The 24,991-nt window shown below is 30.5% G+C and carries 24 protein-coding genes and 1 other annotated feature; of the genes, 22 read left to right on the forward strand and 2 right to left on the reverse strand.

All coding sequences use genetic code 11. The features are described 5' to 3' along the window. The first annotated feature begins 87 nt into the window (after positions 1-87). The 3 genes from B2P65_RS10785 to B2P65_RS10795 all read left to right on the forward strand — a co-directional run bounded on the left by B2P65_RS10785 (position 88) and on the right by B2P65_RS10795 (position 3,078). Entirely contained in the window at positions 88-1,893 is a 1,806-nt protein-coding gene (locus B2P65_RS10785) for an FUSC family protein (RefSeq protein ID WP_346848296.1), read from the forward strand. Positions 1,894-1,941: 48 nt separating this feature from the next. Continuing rightward, positions 1,942-2,415, forward strand: coding sequence for a peptide-methionine (S)-S-oxide reductase MsrA (gene msrA, locus B2P65_RS10790; protein ID WP_346848297.1), 474 nt, complete (start codon positions 1,942-1,944; stop codon positions 2,413-2,415). A gap of 99 nt (positions 2,416-2,514) precedes the next feature. After that, entirely contained in the window at positions 2,515-3,078 is a 564-nt protein-coding gene (locus B2P65_RS10795) for an NUDIX hydrolase (protein WP_346848298.1), read from the forward strand. A gap of 30 nt (positions 3,079-3,108) precedes the next feature. Here B2P65_RS10795 and B2P65_RS10800 read toward each other — a convergent pair whose 3' ends face one another. After that, a complete protein-coding gene (locus B2P65_RS10800; RefSeq protein ID WP_346848299.1) occupies positions 3,109-3,492 on the reverse strand; it encodes a DUF5658 family protein in 384 nt (127 codons plus the stop codon). 676 nt (positions 3,493-4,168) lie between these two features. Here B2P65_RS10800 and trpB point away from each other — a divergent pair. Continuing rightward, positions 4,169-5,335, forward strand: a complete 1,167-nt coding sequence (gene trpB, locus B2P65_RS10805) for a tryptophan synthase subunit beta (protein ID WP_346880160.1) — start codon at positions 4,169-4,171, stop codon at positions 5,333-5,335. A 187-nt stretch (positions 5,336-5,522) separates the two neighbouring features. On the opposite strand, the gene B2P65_RS10810 is transcribed toward trpB, so the two are convergent. Beyond that, positions 5,523-6,866, reverse strand: coding sequence for an aminotransferase class V-fold PLP-dependent enzyme (locus B2P65_RS10810; protein WP_346848301.1), 1,344 nt, complete (start codon positions 6,864-6,866; stop codon positions 5,523-5,525). 148 nt (positions 6,867-7,014) lie between these two features. Between B2P65_RS10810 and B2P65_RS10815 the strand changes: the two genes are divergently transcribed. The 18 genes from B2P65_RS10815 to udk all read left to right on the forward strand — a co-directional run bounded on the left by B2P65_RS10815 (position 7,015) and on the right by udk (position 24,931). Then, positions 7,015-7,455, forward strand: a complete 441-nt coding sequence (locus B2P65_RS10815) for an RrF2 family transcriptional regulator (RefSeq protein WP_035133236.1) — start codon at positions 7,015-7,017, stop codon at positions 7,453-7,455. Then, positions 7,448-8,656 (forward strand): cysteine desulfurase NifS, encoded by a 1,209-nt coding sequence (gene nifS, locus B2P65_RS10820; RefSeq protein WP_346848302.1) that lies wholly within the window; start codon positions 7,448-7,450, stop codon positions 8,654-8,656. The genes B2P65_RS10815 and nifS overlap by 8 nt, the downstream gene beginning before the upstream one ends. Positions 8,657-8,658: 2 nt before the next feature. Continuing rightward, a complete protein-coding gene (gene nifU, locus B2P65_RS10825) occupies positions 8,659-9,087 on the forward strand; it encodes a Fe-S cluster assembly scaffold protein NifU (RefSeq protein WP_035133240.1) in 429 nt (142 codons plus the stop codon). Positions 9,088-9,100: 13 nt separating this feature from the next. Beyond that, on the forward strand, positions 9,101-10,180 hold the full coding sequence (mnmA, locus tag B2P65_RS10830; protein WP_346848303.1) for a tRNA 2-thiouridine(34) synthase MnmA: 1,080 nt from the start codon (positions 9,101-9,103) through the stop codon (positions 10,178-10,180). Between the two features lie 140 nt (positions 10,181-10,320). Then, a complete protein-coding gene (nifU, locus tag B2P65_RS10835; RefSeq protein ID WP_346848304.1) occupies positions 10,321-10,725 on the forward strand; it encodes a Fe-S cluster assembly scaffold protein NifU in 405 nt (134 codons plus the stop codon). 104 nt (positions 10,726-10,829) lie between these two features. After that, entirely contained in the window at positions 10,830-11,348 is a 519-nt protein-coding gene (locus B2P65_RS10840) for a PRC-barrel domain-containing protein (protein WP_035133245.1), read from the forward strand. Further along, positions 11,335-12,369 carry an AI-2E family transporter gene (locus tag B2P65_RS10845; RefSeq protein WP_346848305.1) on the forward strand — a complete coding sequence of 345 codons (1,035 nt, stop codon included), beginning with the start codon at positions 11,335-11,337 and terminating at the stop codon, positions 12,367-12,369. The genes B2P65_RS10840 and B2P65_RS10845 overlap by 14 nt, the downstream gene beginning before the upstream one ends. A gap of 123 nt (positions 12,370-12,492) precedes the next feature. Next, positions 12,493-12,662 (forward strand) — a binding site (T-box leader). Positions 12,663-12,745: 83 nt separating this feature from the next. Further along, positions 12,746-15,391, forward strand: coding sequence for an alanine--tRNA ligase (gene alaS / locus B2P65_RS10850; protein WP_346880161.1), 2,646 nt, complete (start codon positions 12,746-12,748; stop codon positions 15,389-15,391). A gap of 62 nt (positions 15,392-15,453) precedes the next feature. Further along, positions 15,454-15,705, forward strand: a complete 252-nt coding sequence (locus B2P65_RS10855; protein WP_035133250.1) for an IreB family regulatory phosphoprotein — start codon at positions 15,454-15,456, stop codon at positions 15,703-15,705. Positions 15,706-16,082: 377 nt separating this feature from the next. Then, the gene (gene ruvX, locus B2P65_RS10860; RefSeq protein ID WP_346848307.1) at positions 16,083-16,496 is read left to right on the forward strand and encodes a Holliday junction resolvase RuvX; all 414 of its coding nucleotides are present in this window, start codon (positions 16,083-16,085) and stop codon (positions 16,494-16,496) included. A gap of 128 nt (positions 16,497-16,624) precedes the next feature. After that, positions 16,625-16,888 (forward strand): DUF1292 domain-containing protein, encoded by a 264-nt coding sequence (locus tag B2P65_RS10865; protein ID WP_035133255.1) that lies wholly within the window; start codon positions 16,625-16,627, stop codon positions 16,886-16,888. A gap of 39 nt (positions 16,889-16,927) precedes the next feature. Next, on the forward strand, positions 16,928-17,371 hold the full coding sequence (locus B2P65_RS10870) for a Fur family transcriptional regulator (RefSeq protein WP_035133257.1): 444 nt from the start codon (positions 16,928-16,930) through the stop codon (positions 17,369-17,371). A 177-nt stretch (positions 17,372-17,548) separates the two neighbouring features. After that, the gene (locus B2P65_RS10875) at positions 17,549-19,216 is read left to right on the forward strand and encodes a ribonuclease J (RefSeq protein WP_346848308.1); all 1,668 of its coding nucleotides are present in this window, start codon (positions 17,549-17,551) and stop codon (positions 19,214-19,216) included. 213 nt (positions 19,217-19,429) lie between these two features. Continuing rightward, complete coding sequence (gene typA, locus B2P65_RS10880; protein WP_346848309.1) at positions 19,430-21,253, forward strand: translational GTPase TypA; 1,824 nt, start codon at positions 19,430-19,432, stop codon at positions 21,251-21,253. Positions 21,254-21,277: 24 nt separating this feature from the next. Continuing rightward, complete coding sequence (gene mltG, locus B2P65_RS10885) at positions 21,278-22,261, forward strand: endolytic transglycosylase MltG (RefSeq protein ID WP_346876445.1); 984 nt, start codon at positions 21,278-21,280, stop codon at positions 22,259-22,261. A gap of 168 nt (positions 22,262-22,429) precedes the next feature. After that, positions 22,430-23,128: an O-methyltransferase gene (locus B2P65_RS10890; RefSeq protein ID WP_346848311.1), complete on the forward strand. Its 699-nt coding sequence runs from the start codon at positions 22,430-22,432 to the stop codon at positions 23,126-23,128. Continuing rightward, positions 23,079-24,305 carry a U32 family peptidase gene (locus B2P65_RS10895; RefSeq protein ID WP_346848312.1) on the forward strand — a complete coding sequence of 409 codons (1,227 nt, stop codon included), beginning with the start codon at positions 23,079-23,081 and terminating at the stop codon, positions 24,303-24,305. The genes B2P65_RS10890 and B2P65_RS10895 overlap by 50 nt, the downstream gene beginning before the upstream one ends. Further along, positions 24,305-24,931, forward strand: coding sequence for a uridine kinase (udk, locus tag B2P65_RS10900; protein ID WP_346848313.1), 627 nt, complete (start codon positions 24,305-24,307; stop codon positions 24,929-24,931). Before B2P65_RS10895 ends, udk begins: the two co-directional genes overlap by 1 nt. Positions 24,932-24,991 lie beyond the last annotated feature (60 nt).

Raw genomic sequence — 24,991 nt, forward strand, 5'->3', positions numbered from 1 at the left:
GATAAATACTAGAATATTATATAGAATACCTAAATTAAATTAGCTAATAATAAGTAAATAAATATCTATAATAAGGATGTTAGTGTCATGTACAATAAACTAGTAAAGAAATTCAATATAAATACATATTCTATGATAAAGCATGGATCTGTAGCTGTAATAACTCTATTTGGAGTAGGTATATTATTTGGAATAAAGAATATAATGATTGCTTTTCCAATAGCCCTTACTTCAACAGTTATGGGAAGGCAAAATTTTCAGGTTAAGACCTATAACAAAGCAATTAAAATAATCCTTATTGATTTAGTTATTGTTTTAACAGCATATTTTTCATCTATGAATATATTTTGGGGGATACCTATAAACTTTTTTGCTATTTTTCTTATAATGTATACTATCGTATCGCCCTATGATTTAACTTTTTACAAACCCTTTATAATGCTATATGTATTTACTCAATATGCACAGGTATCATTAGGAGAACTTCCTTTTAGGATTTTATCTGTAATATTTGGAGTTTTAATAGTAGTAGGGGCAAGTTATATAAATAGAGTAAATGAAAGATCCATTTTAGGAAAAAGTATGGAAGAGGCTTTTATTTTAATATATAATCAATTTAAAAATATCTTAAAGGAAGAGTATGATCATACCATAGAAGATAAATGTTCTAAAATGATGAGAGATATTGCTTATAAAGTATATGTAACAAGGCATAGAAGATATTTGACAACTAATTTAGGAAAGGTTCAATTTCAAATATTTATCAATGTAGAATACTTTAATTTATATATAATTCAACTGTATGGAGGTATTAAAAATCTAAGTATTTCCAAGGAATATGTAGAAAAATTAAAAGAAATAGTAGAAGCTATAATAGAGTTATGCAAAGATAATATAGAGTTTCAAACTATAAAAGAATCTACTGATAACTTTATAAAAGAGTGGAGTAAAGGTGAAGAATATCATTTAGAGATATCCCTAATACTAGAAAATCTTCTTGGTAGTATTAAGGAATTGAACTCCATGGAAAAAAGAGGTTCTAATAAGGTATATAAAGAGTGGGCTAGAGCTGACATAGATAAAACTAGAGTAACCTTTAAAGAATATTTCAGACCCAACACTATAAGGTTTAAATTTGCTATTAGAATGGCAATAACTCTTACTATAGCATTACTAATAGGAGGGGTTTTAGGATTTTATAAAATAATATGGGCAGCAATAACAATAATGTCTATTATGCAACCTTATTATGAAGATACCATTAAAAAGGCTAAAGACAGAGTTATAGGGAATATATTAGGAATTCTATTTACAGGTATACTTATTAATGTGGCAGGTTCTCAAATAATTACCTTGGGAATTTTAATTATATCTCTTTATCTTATCTACGCCTTTAAGGAATACTATAAAATATCACTATTTGCAGCTATGGCATCTATATGTATAGCCTCTTTAACAGAAAATATAAATGTATTGATTTTATATAGAATAGTATACGTGATTATAGGGGTAGTTGTAGTGGTTATAGTGAATAGAGTTGTTTTCCAATATAGACTAAAGGATGGAGTAGAACAACTTATAGATAAAATTGCTAGGTTGAATAAAAAGCTTATAGAAGATAGTATGGAATTTTTACAAAGTAATAAGCAGATTCATGAAATAAGGGATTTGATTATCCATTCTACGCTTTTATGTCAAAAACTATATATGAGAAATCTTCAATACAATGATGATGAGATTAATAAATTTATAGCTATTAATAATAAATATGTGATACAGGTAGGATATAAGGTGTTAATATTATATGGGAAAAATGAAAATGTTAAGAAGGAAAATATAGAATCAATATTGAATCTATATGAAGACTTTAATAATAATATACGGCATATGTAATGGTAATGTAAAATATAGATTAAAGAAAAATATAAAGGAGTTAACAAGATGAAAAGAATTGTATTAGCAGGAGGATGTTTTTGGGGTGTAGAAGAATTTTTTTCTAGAATTCACGGTGTAACAAATACAGAAGTAGGATATGCCAATGGTAGAACAACAAATCCTACCTACGAAGATGTATGCTATGGTAATACATATTTTGCAGAAGTATGTGTGATAGATTATGATGAAAGTATAATTTCCTTAGAGGAAATACTAAATAAATTTTGGGGAATAATAGACCCAACCGCACTGAATAGACAGGGAAATGATAGAGGAAGTCAATATAGAACTGGAGTTTATTATGTTGATAAATTAGATGAAGAAATAATTCGAAGAAATATAGAAAAAGTACAGAAGAATTATATAAAGAAAATAGTTACAGAAGTAAAAACTTTAGAAAATTATTATAGAGCAGAAGAATATCATCAAAAGTATTTAAAGAAAAATCCTAATGGATATTGCCATATAAAATTAGATTAATAATAGGTTCAATGCAGTATTTCTACACTGTGTTGAACCTTTATGTTACTATTAAATATATAAATTAAAATCATAGCGTGTTATAAAGGAGAGTTAATCATGGGATGGATTGAAGATATAAAAAATTATATTCCACATAATGAGGAAGAGGAACAGGATAAAAATGTAGCTTTATTAAGTATAAGTAAATTTAATAATTTGTTAACTAGAGAAAATCCATTAATTCATGTAACCAGTTCAGGATATATTGTAAATAAAAATAGAACTAAAGTTTTAATGGTTCATCATAATATTTATAGAACTTGGTGTTGGACAGGTGGACATGCTGATGGGGATGAAGATTTACTTCATGTAGCAATAAAGGAAGCAAAGGAAGAAACTGGATTAGAAGATATGAGAGCCATTACTCCAGAGATATTATCTCTAGATATATTAGAGGTTATTGGACATTTTAAAAGAGGTAAATACGTCTCAGCCCATCTTCATTTATCTCTTGCATATTTGCTAGAAGCTGATGAAGAGGAAAAAGTTAAAATTAAAGAAGATGAAAATAGTGGTGTTAAATGGCTTCCTATTGATGAAATTCACAAACATAGTAATGAGCCTAATATGATAAAATTATATGAAAAATTTAATGATAAAATAAAAAGTAGAGGATGGTAATGAAAAATGGATAATTAGTTATAAGTGCATTTAAGATAGTAATCCTTTTGTATATAATAAAACTAATAGATTAAATAGGTGAAGAACATTGATTAATATATACATTATAAGCACTAAATTAGCAGTGATATTTGAAATGAAAAGCCCTTTTAAGGTTGCGCCTTTAAGCCTATAGTTCCAGTAAAGGATAACTAATAATACTATAGATATTTTTAAAAAGAAACATAGAGGAAAATTAGTCATAATGACTTTTGCAATAGCATTAGCCTCGTAAAATATACCACTGTACTTACCCACAAAAAGCCAAGTAAAAAGCAAATCACTAATATTAAAAAAAAGAATAAAGAGTAATTTTTTTCTTATAGGCTTTGAAGTTGTAACTTCTGATTTAGTTGTAAATTTAATAAAATTCATAAAATAACACCTCACAAAGAAATATATCCATATTATGTTAAAATATGCTATTATATTAAAAGTTTATGTGAGTTACAACTTATATCGTAGAATAAATAGTTCTATGCGATAATGTAAAGGTGTATCAACATAGTTTGTATATTTTATCACTGTAATTTTCAACAGAATCTTTTAAATATAGTGTTGACATATCCACTTTATAAAATATATAATAGTAAAAACATACAATGGTAAAAATAAATATAATTTAATTTGATGATAAGGAAGAGTAGTTTAATTTAGCTTTGATAAAGAGAGTTGGGGATGGTGGAATCCTAGCATGAAGGAATTAGATGAATGGACCTTTGAGAAATAAGGGGAAATTATTAGTGAGAATACCTGATATCGTAGGCTACACGTTACAGTAGATAGAGTATGTAAGTACTTGAAATTAAGAGGCATATTGATAAATTTGTATTAGTGTATTTATCAATAGCAATTTAGGTGGCACCACGGAAGTATCTCCGTCCTATTTTTATAGGACGGAGTTTTTTTTATCTTTTTATTGTTGTATGGAAGTATTTGAAATGTTTTAGGTGGTGGTATGTATGAAGTGAAAGTGCGAAGAATTAAAAGCAAAACTTAATATATTTAATAAAAATTATAGAAATAATTTTGGAGAGAAGGAGATTTTATCATGAAAGGATATTTTGGTAAGTATGGTGGAGCATTTGTTTCAAATGAGGTGAAAAAAGCTTTAAATGAGTTAGAAGAAGCTTTTGAAAAAGCTATTGAAGATAAGGAGTTTATGAGGGAGTATAATTACTATTTAAAGGATTATAGCGGCAGAGAAACACCCTTATATTTTGCTGAGAACCTAACAAAATTTTGTGGAGGTCCTAAGGTATATTTGAAAAGAGAAGATTTAAATCATACAGGAGCACATAAAATAAATAATGTTTTAGGACAAATTCTATTGGCTAAAAGAATGGGAAAAAATAAAGTAATTGCAGAAACGGGAGCTGGTCAGCATGGAGTAGCTACAGCAACTTTAGCTGCAAAATTTGGAATGGAATGTGAAATTGTAATGGGAGAGGAAGATATAAAAAGACAAGAGCTCAATGTATTTAGAATGAAAATATTAGGAGCAAAAGTTACTCCAGCAACTAGTGGTACTAAAACATTAAACGATGCAGTGAATGAAGCTTTAGAAAAATGGGTAAATAATATTTCAGATACTTTTTATGTCCTTGGTTCCGCTGTGGGACCTCATCCTTATCCCAAAATTGTTAAGGAATTTCAGAAAATAATTGGTGAAGAGGCTAGAAAACAAATATTGGAAAAGGAAAATAAACTTCCCAATTATGTAGTTGCATGTGTTGGAGGAGGAAGTAATGCCATTGGAATTTTTACAGCTTTCCTAGAAGATAAAGATGTTAATCTTATTGGAGTAGAGGCAGCAGGCTTTGGAGTAGAAACAGAAATGCATGCAGCTACAATAACAAAAGGAAAAGAGGCTATCATTCACGGTATGAATACCCTTGTATTAAAGGATGATAGTGGAGATGTTAAGGAAGCTTATTCTATTTCCCCTGGGCTTGACTATCCAGGAGTTGGACCTGAACATGCATTTTTAAGTGAGATTGGTAAAGCAAACTATAAATATATTACAGATGATGAAGCTATAAAAGCTTTTATGCTTTTATCAAAGTTAGAGGGAATAATACCTGCAATTGAAAGTGCTCATGCCATTGCCTATACTATTAAACTAGCAAAAACCCTACAGAAAAATGAAGTCATAGTAGTAAATCTTTCAGGTCGAGGGGATAAGGATGTGTCTGCTATAAATAAACTTCTTAATTAGTATGATTTTAACTGTTATAAATTTAATCATCTAATTTAAATTGAAAATCCTTTATTTAAAGTATGAAAACTTTACCTAGTTTCCTATATAANNTTATATAGGAAACTAGGTAAATATAAAACTATTTAAATAGTTGTTTTATTCATGTGGGTTTGAGGGGTTTTTCATTTTCAAAAACATTAATAAATTATATTAAGCCACCTCCCATTGAGCTATATTTTTTTGTGTAATAACCCTTATTATCTACAATTTTCTTTATGGCATATAAGAATTTATTAATTTCATCTATTGTATTGTAAATACCAAAACTAATTCTAACCATACCAGGCTGAATATCTTTAGATGCAAGAGTCATTTCTTCTATCATAGATTTAGGAATTTTTAAAAGCCTTTGTAGATATGGATGAGCACAGAAACATCCACTTCTTACAGCAATACCAAATTCATAGGCTAGTATTTTAGCCACTATAGTATGGTGTATTCCTTCTATATTAAATGGAATAATACTAACTTTATTTTGAAAATCGGAATAATTACTATATATTTTTACTGAATGTATAGATTGAAGATGTTTTGTAGTATATACAGTTAAATATTTTTCATATTCATCTATATTAGACATTCCAATTTTTGAAAGCTCATTTATAGCAGCACCTAAAGTTATTGAACCAATAAGGTTTGGGGAACCAGCTTCTTCCTTATCAGGGGAAGCGGTCCATATTACTTTATCGTGAGATACAAATTTAATGGTTCCTCCGCCGGTATGGTCAGGTTCATACTCATTAAAAAAATCTTTAGGTCCAATTAATACACCACAACCAAAGGGGGCGTACATCTTATGTGCTGAAAAAGCAACAAAGTCAATAGGTCCTAAAGGGAGTTGAAGGCCTATAGAAAATTTACTATGAGGAATCAGTTGAGCTCCGTCCACTAAAATTTTAGCTCCATAACTATGAGCTAAATTTGCTATGGTATATATAGGATTTTTAATACCAGTGACATTTGAAGCTCCGGTTATTGCAACTAAAGAAATTCTTCCATTATATTGTTCTAGTTTAGACTTTAAATCATCCATATCTAAATAACCTTCATCATCTACTTCTATATATTTCACTTCAAAATTTTTTCTCCATGGTAGATCATTAGAATGATGCTCCATAGAAGTGGATAGAATAATTGACTCCTTATCTTGATTAGCTAATATACTAGCTAGCTTATTTATAGCTTCAGTACAGTTTTTTACATATATAACATCCATCATATCACTATAATCATTAATGAAAAATTTCACAATTTCTCTTGAAGTTTCATACATATAGGTGGATAACTGAGATTTATATCCATCTCCTCGATGTATTGAGGAGTAATAAGGAGAAAAATTTACTACTTCATCAATTACAGATTTTAATGGAGGCGTTGTAGCTGCATTATCGAAATTGATACCTATGCAATATGATTTATCTATCAATGGGACTTTAATATCTACTCCATAAACTAAGTCTCGATATGGATTATCCCTAAAGTTACTCATTTTTTACCTCCTTAATTAAATAGTTGTTATTATATAATATTAAAGATATATTTTATTGGTGCAGATATTAAAAGAATAGTTGACATAAATACTCTGATTTGATATTATTAAACCATAGTAAAGTACTCAACATTAAGGAATGATTTTTATGAAGTTATCAACTAAGGGAAGATACGGGGTTAAAGCTATGGTTGACCTAGCTATTAACTACGGAAAAAGCCCTATATCTATTAAGAGTATTTCAAGTAGACAAAATATTTCGGAATATTATCTTGAACAGTTATTTTCTGTGTTAAGAAAAGCAGAGCTAATAAAGAGTATAAGAGGAGCCAATGGAGGATACATTCTAGCCAAGGATCCAAAAGAAATTACAGTATACCAAGTATTAGAGGTGCTAGAAGGACCTATCGAAATTTCAACCTGCTTAGATAGTGATGGCTGCAATAATATTGATTGTTGCGCAACTAGAATAGTATGGAAAAAAATTAAGGATAGCATTGATTCTGTAACAATGGCAATAACTTTACAGGATATTGTAGACGATTATTCTAACATATTGAAAATTAAAGGAGTGAACCTAAATGAATAAAACAGTTTATATGGATTATGCGGCAACAACATACACAAAACCAGAAGTATTAGAGGATATGATACCTTACTTTACGGAGTTTTATGGTAACCCATCATCTATATATTCGATTTCAAGGGAAACTAAAAAAGCTATAGATAAAGCAAGAAATAGAATAGCAAAAGCTATTAATGCGGATCCAGCAGAGATATATTTCACTGGTGGTGGATCAGAAGCAGATAACTGGGCGATTAAGGGAATAGCCCTTGCTAACAAAAATAAAGGAAATCATATTATAACTACTAAAATAGAGCATCATGCTGTACTTCATACTTGTGAATATCTTGAAAAACAAGGATTTGAAGTAACTTATTTGGATGTGGATGAAGAAGGGTCTATTAGATTAGAAGAACTAAAAAATGCTATAAAGCCAAGTACTATATTAGTGACTATAATGACTGCCAACAATGAGATTGGAACTGTACAACCTATTAAAGAAATAGGCGCTATATGTAAAGAAAGAAAAGTTTTCTTCCATACAGATGCAGTTCAAGCTATAGGTCATATAGATATGGATGTTAAAAATATGGATATAGATGCACTATCTCTATCAGGACATAAAATTTATGGTCCTAAAGGTGTTGGAGTTTTATACCTAAGAAAAGGCATAAAAATTCACAACTTGGTTCATGGTGGAGCTCAAGAAAGAAACAGAAGAGCTGGAACAGAGAACGTAGCTGGAATAGTTGGATTAGGAAAGGCTATAGAGCTAGCTATGGAAAATTTAACTGAAGAAAAAGAAAGATTAACTTATTTAAGAGATAAGCTTATAAAGGGATTACTAGAGATTCCATATTCTAAACTTAATGGTTCTGTAGGAGATAGAAGACTGCCAGGAAACGTAAATATTAGTTTTGAATTTATAGAAGGAGAGTCAGTACTTTTAATGCTTGATGCTAAAGGAATATGTGCATCAAGTGGAAGTGCTTGCACATCTGGATCTTTAGATCCATCTCACGTATTATTGGCTATAGGACTTCCTCATGAAGTTGCACATGGTTCATTAAGACTTACAATGGGTGCTAAAACAACTGAAGAAGAAGTAGATTATGTAATAGAAACTGTACCTGCAATAGTACAAAGGCTTAGAGATATGTCACCATTATATGACAGTTTCTTAAATGGAAAAATTAAAAGTTTTTTTAACAAGGAGGATAAATAATTATGATATATAGTGAAAAAGTAATGGATCATTTTACAAACCCAAGAAACGTTGGAGAAATAGAAAATGCTAGCGGAATTGGAGAAGTTGGGAATGCTAAATGTGGAGATATAATGAGGGTTTATTTAAAAGTTGAAGATGAGAAAATCGTAGATTGTAAATTTAAGACTTTTGGATGTGGATCTGCCATAGCATCTTCTAGTATGGCTACAGAGCTAATAAAAGGAAAAACTTTAGATGAAGCGTGGACACTTACAAATGTAGCTGTAGCAGAAGCTTTAGATGGACTTCCACCAGTTAAAATGCATTGCTCAGTTCTTGCAGAAGAAGCTATTCATAAAGCTATAAATGATTACAGAGAGAAACAAGGATTACAGCCTTGGGATTACGAAGAACATGATGATATACATGATCAAGTTCATGGAGAATAGGTGTGATACTTAGATGAAGAAAAAAGTTGTAATAGGGATGAGTGGAGGCGTTGACAGTTCTGTAGCAGCATATCTTTTAAAAGAACAAGGATATGATGTAACTGGAATAATGATGAAGTTATCTCCAGATAATCCTGAATATGCAGAAAATGAAGGTGGTTGTTGTTCTCTTTCAGCAGTTAATGATGCAAGACGAGTAGCAGATGTTTTAGATATACCCTTCTATGTTATGAATTTTAAAGCTCCTTTTAAAGAGCATGTAGTAGACAATTTTATAGAGGAATATTTTAGTGGGAGAACCCCAAATCCTTGTATAGAATGTAATAGAAAAATTAAGTTTGAAGAATTTTTGAGAAAAGTTCAAGGGCTAGGCGCTGATTATATTGCTACTGGGCATTATGCTACTATAGATTTCAAAGATGGAAGATATAGATTAAAGCGTTCAGAAGATGATAGAAAAGACCAGACCTACGCGCTATATACTCTAACACAAGATCAATTGGCACATACTTTGATGCCTTGTGGAGCTTATTCTAAAACAGAAATCAGGGCTATCGCTGAAAAAATAGGTTTGGAAGTATTTAGAAAGAAAGATTCTCAAGAAATTTGCTTTATACCTGATAACAATCATGGTAATTATCTTTCTAGATTTAGTGGAAGAGAAGTTGTACCAGGAAACTTTGTAGATAGTACTGGAAAAATTTTAGGTAAGCATAAGGGCATAGTATATTATACTATAGGTCAGAGAAAAGGTCTTGGAATTGCTCTTGGAAAACCTGTATTTGTAACTAACATAATCCCAGAAAGAAATGAAGTAGTTTTAGGCGAAGAATCAGAAATCTTTAATACTACGCTTATTGCTAAAAACATAAATTTAATTCCTATGGATAAAATAGAAGGAGAGATTATGGTTGAGGCTAAGGTAAGATATTCAGCTAAACCGGCTCCTGCAAAACTAACTCAATTAGATGAAAATCATATTAAGTTAGACTTTGAAACCCCTCAACGGGCTATAACTAAGGGTCAGTCTGTCGTTTGCTATCAAGGTGACCTTGTTGTTGGTGGAGGAATTATTGAAAGAGTTATAAAATAGTAAATTAAATATAATTTTAAAGTACAATAAAAAGATTGAATGATATTTTAGGGTTGTCTTAAAGGGAATTAGCTAGATTTATTGATATAAGTTTAGCAATCTTTAAGACAATCCTTGAAGTCATTCTAGGAGGGATTTTTATGGATTACAGTGATAAAGTTCTAGAACATTTTTATTCACCAAGAAATGTAGGTACTTTACCTGATGCTGATGGCATAGGTGAATGTGGAGATGTAAGGTGTGGAGATGTAATGAAGATATATTTAATTATAGAAGATAATGTGATTAAAAATGCTAAATTTATGACCTTTGGTTGTGGATCTGCTATTGCATCATCCAGTATTGCCACAGAACTTATTATTGGAAAGACTCTAGAAGAAGCCTGGAATCTTACTAATGAATCTGTTATAGAAGCTTTAGATGGATTACCATCTTCTAAAATTCATTGCTCCGTACTTGCAGAACAAACTATACACAAGGCTATTAATAACTATAGAGAATCTCATGGACTTGAAAAGTGGAAGGATAAGTATAACAATGAATAGATGATGTTTTTGGTTATATAACTTAGTCCACATTAATATTAGTATAAACTCTCTTTAAATAGGCAAGGATAGAAATATCATTTCCTATGAAGGGAGTTTATTTTATGGCTAAAAGTAGAGATTACATCTATATGGATGTAATGAATATCCAAGGAAAAAAGATAGGATATATAAAGGATTTATTAGTTGATTTTAATAAGGGGGAAGTGATAGGATTTAAAATTAGCCCATATAGATTATTGGGTAAGGAGTTTAACGTACTAAAAGAGAATATAGTATATTATAAGTCTCAGCTAGTAATTAACAATATAGTTAAGGATAAGTACTTAGAATTTTCAAGTATTCTGAATATGCATGTTATAGATAAATGTTCTAATATATTAGGTTTAGTAAGTGAGGTTATATTCGGTGATGATGACTTTAAAATAAAAGGACTTGCAGTAAAAGATTATAATATATTCAGCATGTTTAAAAGTAGAAGTATTTTATTAAAACCATACTTGATACTAGGAGACGATTATATATTATATACAGCTGAAAACACTAATATAGCTTTGGAATGTATGCCTAATGTAGGAAAGAAAAAAGCTACTAATAAGGATGTATATTATGAAAAAGATTGATTGGAATTGGAGTAACTTAGGTAGATTAGCAATAGCTCTATTAATTATAGGTATAATAATATTTTTATTGTGGAAGTTTCCTATTTTTACTGAGGTTTTAGGAGTAGTGATAATATCCTTTATAATTTCATATAGTATTAGACCTTTTCATAAGTTCTTTATGGAAAGGGGACTTAATAGAAAGTTAAGTGCTTTAATAGTAATTCTATCTATTATATTATTTGTAGTTATAATATTTTCTATTTTAGTTCCATGGATATATAATGAAAGCTCCAATTTTGCTGAAGTAATAGGTGAGATGAAAGGTTATTATGAAAGAATTACTGGAGATATTAAATATGTTACTGATAGTCCTTTCGTTAAGGAAGTATTATATAATTCCTATGAAAGATTCAAAGACGCTCTTATGGTAATTATATCGAATTTTTTATCAAAAATTGTATCTATAGCTGAAAATTTGTTATTGCTATTTATAATACCAACTTTAGTGTATTTCTTTTTAAGCGACGGAGATAGTATTTCAAAAGGAATCATGAAGTATATGCCTTTTAGCAATAAATATGCCATTAGAAGAGCTTTAAATCACATGGATAAGGTAATGGAAAGATATATAATAACTCAGTTTGAATTGTGTGGAATAATTGGTATATTGACCTTTATAGCACTAAAGGTAAGTGGTATAAAATATGCTTTAATATTATCTTTAGTAAATGCAGTGTTTAATATAATACCATATTTTGGTCCGGTTATAGGAGCTATTCCAATAATTTTAATAGCACTTTTAACATCTACTAAGAAAGCTGTTATTGTTATATTTTGGTTGTTTGTAATTCAACAGCTAGAAGGAGATATTATATGCCCTAAAATTTTAGGTGAAACTGTAGATTCTCATCCAGTAACCATATTATTACTACTTATAATAGGTGGAAGTATAGGTGGAATTTTAGGGATGATTATTGTAATTCCAGTATGGGTAATGATTAAAATAGTTGTAGGAGAAATAGATTATTATTTATTTTAGTTTAGAATTATTGACAATTGCTGAAATGCTAAATATAATTTATCATATAAGTAGAGAACCAGAATCTATGATTTGGTGTGACTCACTTACTCAGCGAACGTAGTGAGTCGAGTTCCAATTGAATATGAAGTTATGATAAGAATTAGTAGATATGGGAAACTTTCAGAGAGAAAGTGGTAGGTGAAAACTTTCAGTGAAACATATTGAAGCTGTCTTGGAGCTATAATTAATTAAGAGATACTAGTTAATCTAGTATAATTAGGGTGGTAACGCGGAAAACTTTCGTCCCTTTTCAGGGATGGAAGTTTTTTTTATTTTATTTTAGAAAAATTGAATAAAAGTCATTGTTATTAGAAATAATTAGGAGGAATGTAATATGGATAATATGGGTTTAAATGAAATAAGAGAAAGCTTTTTAAAGTTCTTTGAAAGTAAAGAGCATTTAAGACTTAATAGCTTTTCTTTAGTACCTAAGAATGATAAGAGTCTTTTACTAATAAATGCGGGGATGGCTCCATTAAAGCCATATTTTACTGGTATTCAGACGCCACCAAGTAAAAGAGTAACAACTTGTCAAAAGTGTATAAGAACTGGTGATATTGAGAATGTAGGAAAAACCTCAAGGCATGGTACTTTTTTTGAGATGTTAGGAAATTTTTCTTTTGGAGATTATTTCAAAGAAGAAATTATAGTATGGGCTTGGGAGTATATAACAGAGGTTTTAAAAATATCTAAGGATAAACTATATGTAACTATATATCTTGAAGATGATGAGGCTTTTGATATTTGGACTAAGAAAACTGATATAGAGTCAAGTAGGATCTTTAGATTAGGTAAAGAAGATAACTTCTGGGAACATGGTGCTGGTCCATGTGGTCCATGTACAGAAATTCATTATGATAGAAAATCAGATCTTCCGCAAATAGAAACTACTGAAGAATTTATTAAAGCTGGTGATGAAGATAGAGTAATTGAATTTTGGAATTTAGTTTTCACACAGTTTGACGGAGATGGTAAGGGTGGATATGAGAGATTAGCAAATCCTAATATAGATACAGGAATGGGACTTGAGAGAATATCTACTATAATGCAAGGTGTAGATAATATCTTTGAAGTAGATACAATTAAGGATGTTTTAAGTGCAGTTTGTAAAAAAGCTGGAAAAACCTATGGCGAAAATAAAGATTTAGATGTGTCTATAAGAATAATAACTGACCATGTAAGAAGTATTACCTTTATGATTGGAGATGGAATATTACCATCTAACGAAGGTAGAGGATATGTATTAAGAAGACTTCTTAGAAGAGCTGCAAGACATGGAAGAATTTTAGGAATCACACGTACATTTCTAAATGAACTTTGTAACGTAGTTATTGATAGTTCAAAGGGAGCTTATAAAGAATTAGAAGAGAAAAAAGACTATATTAAGAAAGTCATTAGCTTAGAAGAAGAAAGATTTGCAGAAACCATAGACCAAGGTATGGATATATTAAAATCCTATATCGATGAAATGAATACTGAAAAGATAAATGTATTAAGTGGAGAAAAAGCATTTAAACTTTATGATACTTTTGGATTCCCAGTTGAACTCACCGAAGAAATTTTAGTTGAAAAGGGAATGAAAATTGATTTTGATGCTTTCCATAAAGAAATGGAAAATCAAAGGAATACAGCAAGAGCTGCAAGAGGTACATCAAACTACATGGGAAATGATGAAGGTGCTTTAAACAATATTCCAATGGAAATAACTACTGAGTTTTTAGGCTATGGAACTATAAGTAGTAAAGGTAAAGTTTTATCTATGATAAAAGATAATGAGTTTGTAAGCAAAGTAGGAGAAGGGGAAAGATTTGTAGTTGTTACTGAAAAAACTCCATTTTATGCAGAAATGGGGGGGCAAGTAGGAGACATTGGAACTATACACACGGATAAATTCCAAGGAAAAGTTTTTGATTGTAAAAAAAGTACCAGAGGTCATATACTTCACTTTGTAGAAGCTATTAAAGGAGAACTTAAGATAGATGAAATTGTTGAACTGTTAGTAGATTCCACTGTGAGAAGTAATATATGCAAAAATCATACTGCTACTCATATGCTTCATGAAGCTTTAAAAGAAGTCTTAGGAGACCATGTAAATCAAGCTGGATCTTATGTAGATGGGGATAGATTAAGATTTGACTTTACCCATTTCTCAGCTATGACTTCAGAACAACTTAAAGAAGTAGAAGAAAGTTTAAACAGTGAAATTCTTAAAGCTTATGATGTAAACACGGAGATTATGACTATAGATGAAGCTAAAGAAAAGGGAGCTGTGGCTTTATTCGATGATAAATATAAAGAGGATGTTAGAGTTGTATCTGTAGGTGAATATAGCAAGGAACTATGCGGTGGAATTCATGTTAAGAATTCTGGCGAAATAGGGCTGTTTAAGATTCTAAATGAGAGTGGAGTAGCAGCAGGAATCAGAAGAATTGAAGCTGTTACAGGTATTAAATCTGAAAGCTATGTAAATGAAAAAGAGGAGTTATTAAAAGAAATATCGGCAACTTTAAAGTGTGGAGAAAAAGATTTATTAAATAAGTTAAATGGATTACTTACTACTTTAAAAGAAAAAGAAAAAGAAATACAAGGATTAAAGGAAAAATTAGCTAGTGGTATTGAAGATGAAATAATTAATAAAGCTGAAAATATTAAAGGAATCAATGTAATTGCAGCTGCGCTAGATGATATTGAAGGAGATGCACTTAGAAATCTATGTGATAAACTTAGAAATAAGGTTTCAGATGCAGTTGTAGTTCTTGGGAGTAGAGTTGCTGGAAAGGTTCAATTTGTTGTAATGGCTAGTAAGGAAGCAGTTGCAAAGGGTGCTCATGCTGGAAAGATTATTAAAGAGGTAGCTATCATCACTGGCGGTGGTGGTGGTGGAAGACCTGACATGGCACAAGCAGGTGGAAAGAAACCAGAAAAACTAGATGAAGCAATTTCAAAGGTAAGTCAAATAGTAGAAACTTTAGTAAAATAGTATACTTTTTGCATCCAATGATGGTATAATAGAAAATAAAGTAAGGTTGAGAAGGTGATATAATGGATAAACAACATACAGTTCAGTTTGATGTAATGAAAGATAAGAAAGATATGACAAAAGTTATACTAACTGATGTATATGATGCTCTAATTGAGAAGGGCTATAATCCAGTTAACCAGTTAGTAGGCTATCTTATATCTGGCGACCCAACTTATATAACCAACTATAATGGCGCAAGAGCATTAGTAAGTAAACTAGAGAGAGACGAGATATTAGAAGAAGTTTTAAAATCTTATCTAGATATAAAATAAAAATGCCTTTTAAGGCATTTTTATTTTAAAATTACACATAATATGTAATAGGTAAAAGTGTAATACAGTCCATTAAAGATGTATATAGTGTTGGAATAATAAATTGATTTTATCCATTAGTGTTAATTATAATAGCATATAATTATTAATTTGTAATGATCAGAATAAGGAGCACCCATATAAGGATAAAGAAGAGGTTTATCCTATGACTACCCGCTCTAATACTCCCATCTTCTTCAAAGTGGGAGTAAAGAGCGGCTACGACCCTGGATAACGATTTCTAACCTTCAGAGGGAGTAAAAACTCCCTCTGAAGCAAAGAACTCTGTTTATCATAATGGAGCTCCTATATTTGTAATATACAGTTAGGAGAAGAGCATGAGAGTACTTGGATTAGATGTGGGTGATAGAACTATTGGAGTAGCTATAAGTGACCCACTAGGCTTCACAGCTCAAGGAATTACCACCATAAGACGTAAAAAGGAAGAGGCAGATATAGAAGAAATTATAAAAATATGCAACGAATATAATGTTGAAACTATAATTTCAGGATTACCTAAGAATATGAATGGTACTATAGGTGAGCAAGCAGAAAAGGTACAAAGATTTTGTGAAGCGTTAAGGGAGCACGTAAACATAGAAATTAAATTTTGGGATGAAAGACTTACTACTAGGGCAGCACATATGGCTATGTTAGAAGCTGATATGTCAAGAAAAAAAAGAAAAGGCTTGGTTGATAAGATAGCTGCTACTTATATTTTACAGGGGTACTTAGATAGTCTTAGTAAATAATATTATCATGAATAAGATAATATATAGTATAAACTTAAATAGGCACTTATAGCTTACAGAATAGAATTGTAATATAGATAATTTCTATATAGAAAAATACTACCAATATGTAGAAGGAGGAAATTTTTATGGAAAATTTTTTAGAAAATATAACATTGACTGACGAAGAAGGTAATGACGTTGAGTTTGAAGTTATAACCAAGTTAGAAATAGAAGATACAGAGTATTTTATAGTAGCGCCTATTGATGATGAAAATGAGGATGCTATTGCATTAAAGGTTCTTAAGGATGAAGATGGAGAAGAATACTTTGCAACAGTAGAGGATGAAGAAGAGTTTAACATGGTTAATGATGCTTTTGAAACTCTATATGATGAAGGTGTTATAGAATAAATATACTTCACCTAGTGGTGAAAGGAGTAGTGTTAATTTATGTCTAATGAGAAAATTGAAAATTTAAAACTTATTCTAAAAGAAAAGGGCTATAAATTGACACCTCAAAGAAGGTCTATACTTGATGAGATTATTAAAAATGAAGGTAGCCACTTAACCACAGAAGAAATATATGATTTAGTAAAGGTTAATTGTCCGGAAATCGGACTTGCAACTGTGTATAGAACTGTTCAGTTATTAGAAGAAATGGGAGTGCTATATAAACTTGATTTAGATGATGGATGCAGTAGATACGAACTTTGTGATGAAGATGAAAGTCATCAACATCATCATTTGATTTGTCAAAATTGTGGTAAAGTCATTGAGGTTGAAGGAGATCTTTTAGAGGAGTTAGAGCAGGGAATAGAAAAAAAGTATAACTTTAAAATAAAAAATCATAGTTTAAAGTTTTATGGAATTTGTGATAATTGTTCTTTACAATAATAACTTTATTATTAGTAGAGATGTTATATAAATCTATACTATATGATATTAAAATTTCTATTAGAAATTAAATGTATATATGTACAGATTAGATTAAGATGCTCAAAAACCTAATCTTTTATATTAATAAAGTTAGGCAGAGCATAAAGAAAATTATGTAGAAAAGGAGGGTAGGTTTTGAAAAAAGAAAAAGAGAAGATTAAAATAATTCCTTTAGGGGGATTAAATGAGATAGGTAAAAATCTAACTGCTATAGAATATAAGAATGATATAGTTGTTATCGATTGCGGATTGAAATTTCCAGATGATGAGATGTTGGGAATTGACGTAGTTATACCAGATGTTACTTATCTAGTTAAGAATATTGATAGAGTAACTGGAATATTTTTAACCCATGCTCATGAAGATCATATTGGTGCTTTACCATATGTATTAAAGCAAATTAATGTTCCTGTTTATGGGACTAAACTTACACTGGGAATTGTGGAAAGTAAATTAAGAGAGCATGCATTATTAGGAGTGGTTGACTTAAGAGAAGTTAAGCCAAAGGATATCATAAAGCTTACTAGTGTATCTGTAGAATTTATTAAAACAAATCACAGTATAGCAGATTCGGTAGCTATAGCTATACACACACCATTAGGTGTAGTACTTCATACTGGAGATTTTAAGATTGACTTTACACCTATAGATGGCAAGGTTACAGATTTAACTAGATTTGCAGAGCTAGGGAAAAAAGGAGTAACTGTACTCTTAGCAGACAGTACTAATGTAGAGAGACCAGGATACACTATGTCTGAAAGCATAGTTGGAGAAAGTTTCGAAAAGATTTTCCATGGTGCTAAGGGAAGAGTTATTGTTGCAACTTTTGCTTCTAATATTCATAGGGTTCAACAGATAATAACAGCAGCTAGAAAGTATAATAGAAAAGTTGCACTTTCTGGTAGAAGTATGGAAAATATAATCGCAGTTGCTATAGAACTTGGATATATTACTATAGAAGAAGATGCATTAATAAGTATAGATTCTATGGGGAAATATCGTGATGATGAAATAGTTATGATAACTACTGGAAGTCAAGGAGAACCTATGGCAGCTCTTTCAAGAATGGCAGCTTCTGAACATAAGAAGGTAAATATACAAAAGGGAGACCTAGTAATATTATCTGCATCGCCTATACCAGGAAATGAGAAATTAGTTTCTAAGGTTATAAATCAATTGTTTAAACAAGGGGCAGAAGTAGTATATGAATCACTAGCAGAAGTTCACGTATCAGGTCATGCATGCCAGGAAGAGTTAAAACTTATGCATTCTTTAGTAAAACCGAGATTCTTCATACCAGTTCATGGTGAATATAGACATTTAAAACAACATGGTGAACTAGCTGTTAAGTTAGGTTTGTCGGAGAAAAATGTGTATATAGGAGAAAATGGAGATCTTATTGAAGTAAGTAGAACATCTATAAGAAAAGCAGGTACAGTAGCTTCAGGGCAAGTTTTTGTAGATGGACTTGGAGTTGGAGATGTAGGAAATATTGTTCTAAGGGATAGAAAACATCTATCACAAGATGGTATCCTAACTGTTGTAGTTACCATGGGTAAAGATACTGGAAGTGTTATTGCAGGTCCAGATATAATTTCAAGAGGCTTTGTCTATGTTAGAGAATCTGAGGATTTAATGGATAAGGCTAGAGAGGTTGTTAAAGAGGCCCTTGCACATTGTGAAGAAAAACACATTACGGAATGGCCTACTATAAAAGCAACAATTAGAGAAGCTCTTAGAGAGTACCTTTATGAAAAGACTAAGAGAAGACCAATGATTTTACCTATAATTATGGAAGTTTAAAAAACTTCATTTTTCATTAATTGTTATAAGTTGAGATTACACAAATAGTAATTAATGATAAATCTATTCTGTATTGGGATTTAATAATGTTTTAATAACATTGACTTTTTATCCACATAATATTAGAATTGAAATAGTTAATTTAAATTGGATACTTAAGTATCCAATTTTATTTTGTGGTTTATTATTAAAATAAAATTTTGGAGGAAAAATATGAATTTATATACAAGAGAAGATATAAGAAACATCGCTATAATAGCTCACGTTGACCATGGTAAGACAACTTTAGTGGATGCGCTTTTAAAGCAGAGTAAAGTATTTAGAGAAAATGAAGTAATGCAAGAGAGAGTTATGGACTCAAATGATTTAGAGAGAGAAAGAGGAATAACTATTCTTTCAAAAAATACTGCAGTAATGTATAATGGAGTAAAAATAAACATTATAGATACTCCAGGCCATGCTGATTTTGGTGGAGAAGTTGAGCGTGTACTTAAAATGGTAGATAGTGTTTTACTTGTAGTAGATGCTTATGAAGGAGCTATGCCACAAACTAAATTCGTTCTAAAAAAGGCCCTTGAGCTTGGATTAGATCCAATGGTTGTTATCAATAAAATTGATAGAAAAGATGCAAGACCAGAGGCAGTTATAGATGAGATCTTTGACTTATTTGTAGAATTAGGTGCTACAGATGAGCAATTAGATTTTAAAATAATATATGCATCTGCTAGAGATGGAGTTGCAGTATCAGAACTTGAAGATGAACCTGTAGATATGGTTCCATTATTTGAAGCAATTATTGAAACTGTGCATCCACCAAAAGGTTACATAGACGAGCCACTACAAATGCTAGTAACATCAATAGATTACAACGAATATGTTGGTAAAATTGGAATAGGTAAGATTGAAAGAGGAACTATTAAAAAGAATCAAACCGTAGCTCAAATGTCAAAGGACGGATCAAAGAAAAATGTAAAAGTATCAAATGTTTATACTTACGATGGATTAAAAAGAGTTGAGGTAGAAGAAGCTAAACTTGGTGATATTATAGCTATATCAGGAATTCCTGGTATAAATATTGGAGAAACAATAGCAGATGCTACAAACCCAGAAGCATTGCCATTTGTTGATATTGATGAGCCAACGCTTAGTATGAACTTTATAGTTAATAACTCACCTTTCGCAGGTCAAGATGGAGATTTTGTTACATCTAGACACTTAAGGGATAGACTTATGAAAGAACTTGAAACTAATGTAAGTTTAAAAGTTGAAGAAACTGATTCAGCAGACTCATTTAAAGTTAGTGGAAGAGGAGAACTTCATCTTTCAATTCTTATTGAAACTATGAGAAGAGAAGGATATGAATTCCAAGTATCTAAGCCATCTGTTATATACAAACATGAAAATGGAGAACTTTTAGAACCTATGGAAAACTTAACAATGGACGTACCAGAAGAGTATATGGGAGTTGTTATGGAAAAAATGGGTCCAAGAAAAGCAGAGATGGTTAACATGACTAGTGCTGTTAATGGATATACTAGACTTGAATTTAAAGTTCCATCAAGAGGAATAATTGGATTAAGAAATGAGTTTATGACTGAAACTAGAGGAAATGGAATAATGAACCACGTTTTAGTTGGTTATGAAAAATACAAAGGTGATATAGTAGAGAGAAACAGAGGATCTCTAGTTGTGTTTGAATCTGGAGAGTCTATTGGATATGGATTATTCAATGCACAAGAAAGAGGAAGATTATTTATAGGACCAGGAGTTCCAGTATATCAAGGAATGGTTTGTGGAGAATGTTCAAGAAATGAAGATATAGAAGTTAATGTATGTAAGAAGAAACATCTTTCAAATACAAGATCTTCAGGATCAGATGATGCACTTAAATTAATACCAGTACCTAATATGTCATTAGAGCAATGTATAGAATTTATAGCTTCTGATGAGCTTGTAGAGGTTACTCCAAAAACTATAAGATTAAGAAAGAAAATACTAGATCCAACCCTAAGAAAGAGAGCAGCATTAAAGAAATAATATTTCCGTTCATGGGGGTGTAATATGAAGAAAATTGTAAGTATAATTGTAATAGTATTAATAGTAATATTAACAGTCAGTGGTTTTTATTACAATTATTCGACAAAGTCTCCATTAAAAGGTGAAGAAGTCACCGTAGTTGTAAATGAAGGGGATTCGCTTTACAACGTATTAGATAGGTTAGATAATCAAGGTTTTGTAAAAAGTAAAACATTAATCAAGATTTATATGAAGTTGCATAATACTTCAGCAGAACTTGTACCAGGAACATTTAAGTTATCAGGTAATTTAAGCTTTGAGGAGATAATTGCTGTTTTAGAGAATAAAAATAATGAAGGCTCTATATCTGTAACTATTCCAGAAGGATATGATATAGAAAAAATGGCTATATTATTTGAGGAAAAGGGATTATTTACTAAGGATGAGTTCTTAAAAGCTATAAAAGAATATGCAGCTCCTGATTATATTCCATCAAAGGAAGGAAGGAGATATGATTTAGAAGGATTTTTATTTCCTGATACATATTTCTTTAATCAAGGAGTTAAACCTAATGAAGTTATAGCTACTATGAATAATGCTTTTAATTCTAAAATTAATAGCATTATTCCTGAAGGAACTAATATTTACGATATAATAACTATAGCTTCTCTTATTGAAAATGAAACTAGAGTAGATGAAGAGAGACCATTAGTTTCCTCAGTTATATACAATAGGTTGAAAAAGGAGATGAAGCTACAGATTGATGCTACAGTTATTTATGCTTTAGGTGAGCATGTAGATACTGTTTTAAATAAACATTTAGAGGTAGACTCACCTTATAATACTTATAAAAATCATGGATTGCCATTGGGGCCTATATCTAGTCCAGGAATATCATCAATTTTAGCAGCAGCTAAGCCTGAAAGTACTGATTATTTATTTTACGTTTTAGAAAAAGATAAAACACATCATTATTTTACTGATAATGATGTAGACTTTATGAATAAGTTAAAAGAATTAGGATACTAAGATATTAAATTTAGAATAAAAAGTTGTAAGCTCAATAATTTTGAGCTTATAACTTTGTATTATAAAATTATTATATTCTTAATAGTAAATGTATATGATATGTATAAGAGATTTTAAATAGAGTATATAAATAATGATTAAATTATATAGGATTATATGGAGGAAGAAATGAGCGGTATTACATATGATTATATGGAAAATTACTTAAGAGGTCTCATAGGAGATTCTAAAGGGATGTTAAAAGAGTTAGAAAATTTTGCAGAAGAAAATGCAGTGCCTATAGTTCAAAAGGAAACTGCTAGATTAATAGAGTTTATGATTAATTTAAAAAAACCTAAAAAGATACTTGAGCTTGGCACAGCAATAGGATACTCCTCCATTTTAATGTCCTTAGCATCGGAAAATAATGTTACTATAACTACCATTGAAAGAGATGAAAAAATGGTAACCATAGCAACTGAAAATATAAAAAAAGCAGGTTTAGATGAAAAGATATCAATAATACAAGGTGATTGTTTGGAAGTTCTTGAAGGATTAGTTGATGAGTATGATCTGATTTTTATGGATGCAGGTAAAGGTCATTATAGTGAATTTTTACCTCATTGCATAAGAATGTTATCAAAGGATGGAATAATTATATCAGATAATGTATTATTTAGAGGTATGGTTGCATGTAAAGACTTGATGATAAGAAGAAAAATTACTATAGTAAAAAGAATGAAGAAATATATGGAAACAATCTCAAAGGATGAAAATTTACTTACAACAGTAATACCAATGGGAGATGGTATAGCACTGACAGTTAGGAGGAATGAAAATGAAAACACCGGAACTATTAGCTCCAGCAGGGAACTTGGAGAAGCTTAAAGCAGCATTAAATTTTGGAGCAGATGCAGTATATCTAGGTGGTAGCAAGTTAAATCTTAGAGCTTTTGCAGATAATTTTAGCAATGAAGAATTATTAGAAGGTATAGAATTTGCTCATTCAAAAGGTAAAAAAGTATATGTAACTTTAAATGTATTTCCACATAATGATGACTTAGATGGTTTAGAAGATTATCTGAAGGAATTATATGAAGCAGGAGTAGATGCAATTATAGTATCAGATCCTGGTATAATTTTGATGGCTAGAGAAACTGTACCAAATATGGAGTTGCATTTAAGTACTCAAGCAAATACTGTTAACTGGAAGACTTGTGAGTTTTGGCATAAGATGGGGGTAAAAAGAGTTGTTTTAGCTAGAGAATTATCCCTTGAAGAAATAAGAAAGGTACAAGAGAAAATACCTGAAACTATGGATTTAGAGATATTTGTTCATGGTTCTATGTGTATGGCATATTCAGGAAGATGTCTTATATCTAACTATATGGTAGGGAGAGATTCTAATAGAGGGTCTTGTGCGCAACCATGTAGATATAAATATCATCTAGTAGAGGAAAAACGTGAAGGAGAATATTATCCTATCATGGAAGATGATAAGGGAACATATATAATGAATTCTAAGGATTTATGTATGATTGAGCATATTCCAGAACTTATGGAAACTGGAGCACTGTCATTTAAAATAGAGGGTAGAATGAAGAGCACTTACTATGTGGCAAGTGTTGTTAAAGCTTATAGAGAAGCTATAGATGAATATATGAAGTCTCCAGAAGACTATAAGTTTAATCCAAGATGGTTAGAAGACTTAAATAAACCTAGTCATAGGCAATACTATACTGGATTCTATTTCAATGAAGAAAATAAACAAGTTCAAGATAGTTCAGCCTATGTAAGAAATTATGACATTATAGGTATAGTTAAGGATTATAATAAAGGAACAGGAATAGTTACAATTGAGCATAGAAATAAAGTAGTTGAAGGAGCTCAAGTAGAGGTTTTAAGACCAATAGGAGAAAATAAGCAAGTTGTTCTTAGAGACCTTCATGATGAAAAAGGAAATAAAATTGAGTCAGCACCTAGTGCAAAAATGATATATACGGCTAAAGTTAATGAAGAATTAGAAGAAAATGATATTATAATAAAGGCTAAGGAGGAAGTTTAATGAAACGTCCAGTTATAATAGGAATAACAGGTGGAACTGGTTCAGGGAAAAGTACCATAGCAAAGGAAATATGCAAAAGTTTTGATGGAAATTGCATAGCTATGATAGAACAGGATTGTTATTATAAGGACCAAAGCCATTTAACTATGGAGGACAGAGTAAAGACAAACTATGATCATCCATATGCCTTCGATACAGCCTTATTAGTAAATCATTTAAAATCTTTAATTGATGGTAAAGCTATTGAGAAGCCTCAGTATGATTTTGAGGTACATAATAGAAAAAAAGAAACTATAATGGTAGAACCAAGAGAAATAGTAATAGTAGAAGGAATACTTGTTCTTGAGGATGAATCTCTTAGAGATATGTTAGATATAAAAATATATGTAGATACTGATGCAGATGTAAGATTCATAAGAAGACTAGTAAGAGATCTTAATGAAAGAGGAAGAACTGTAGATTCAGTAATAACTCAATATTTAACTGTAGTTAAGCAGATGCATGAACAATTTACAGAGAATACTAAGAAGTATGCAGATATTATTATCCCAGAAGGTGGACATAATAAAGTAGCTATAGAAGTTATTAAAGGAAATATCCACCAGATATTAGCAAGACAAGAGTAATTATTACATAGGTCAGTATAATCAAATTTCAAAAATTTGGTATTAAACACCTTTCTTTAG

It is taken from the genome of Clostridium sp. UBA3061 (genome assembly GCF_002367465.1).
Taxonomy (GTDB): domain Bacteria; phylum Bacillota; class Clostridia; order Clostridiales; family Clostridiaceae; genus Clostridium_J; species Clostridium_J sulfidigenes.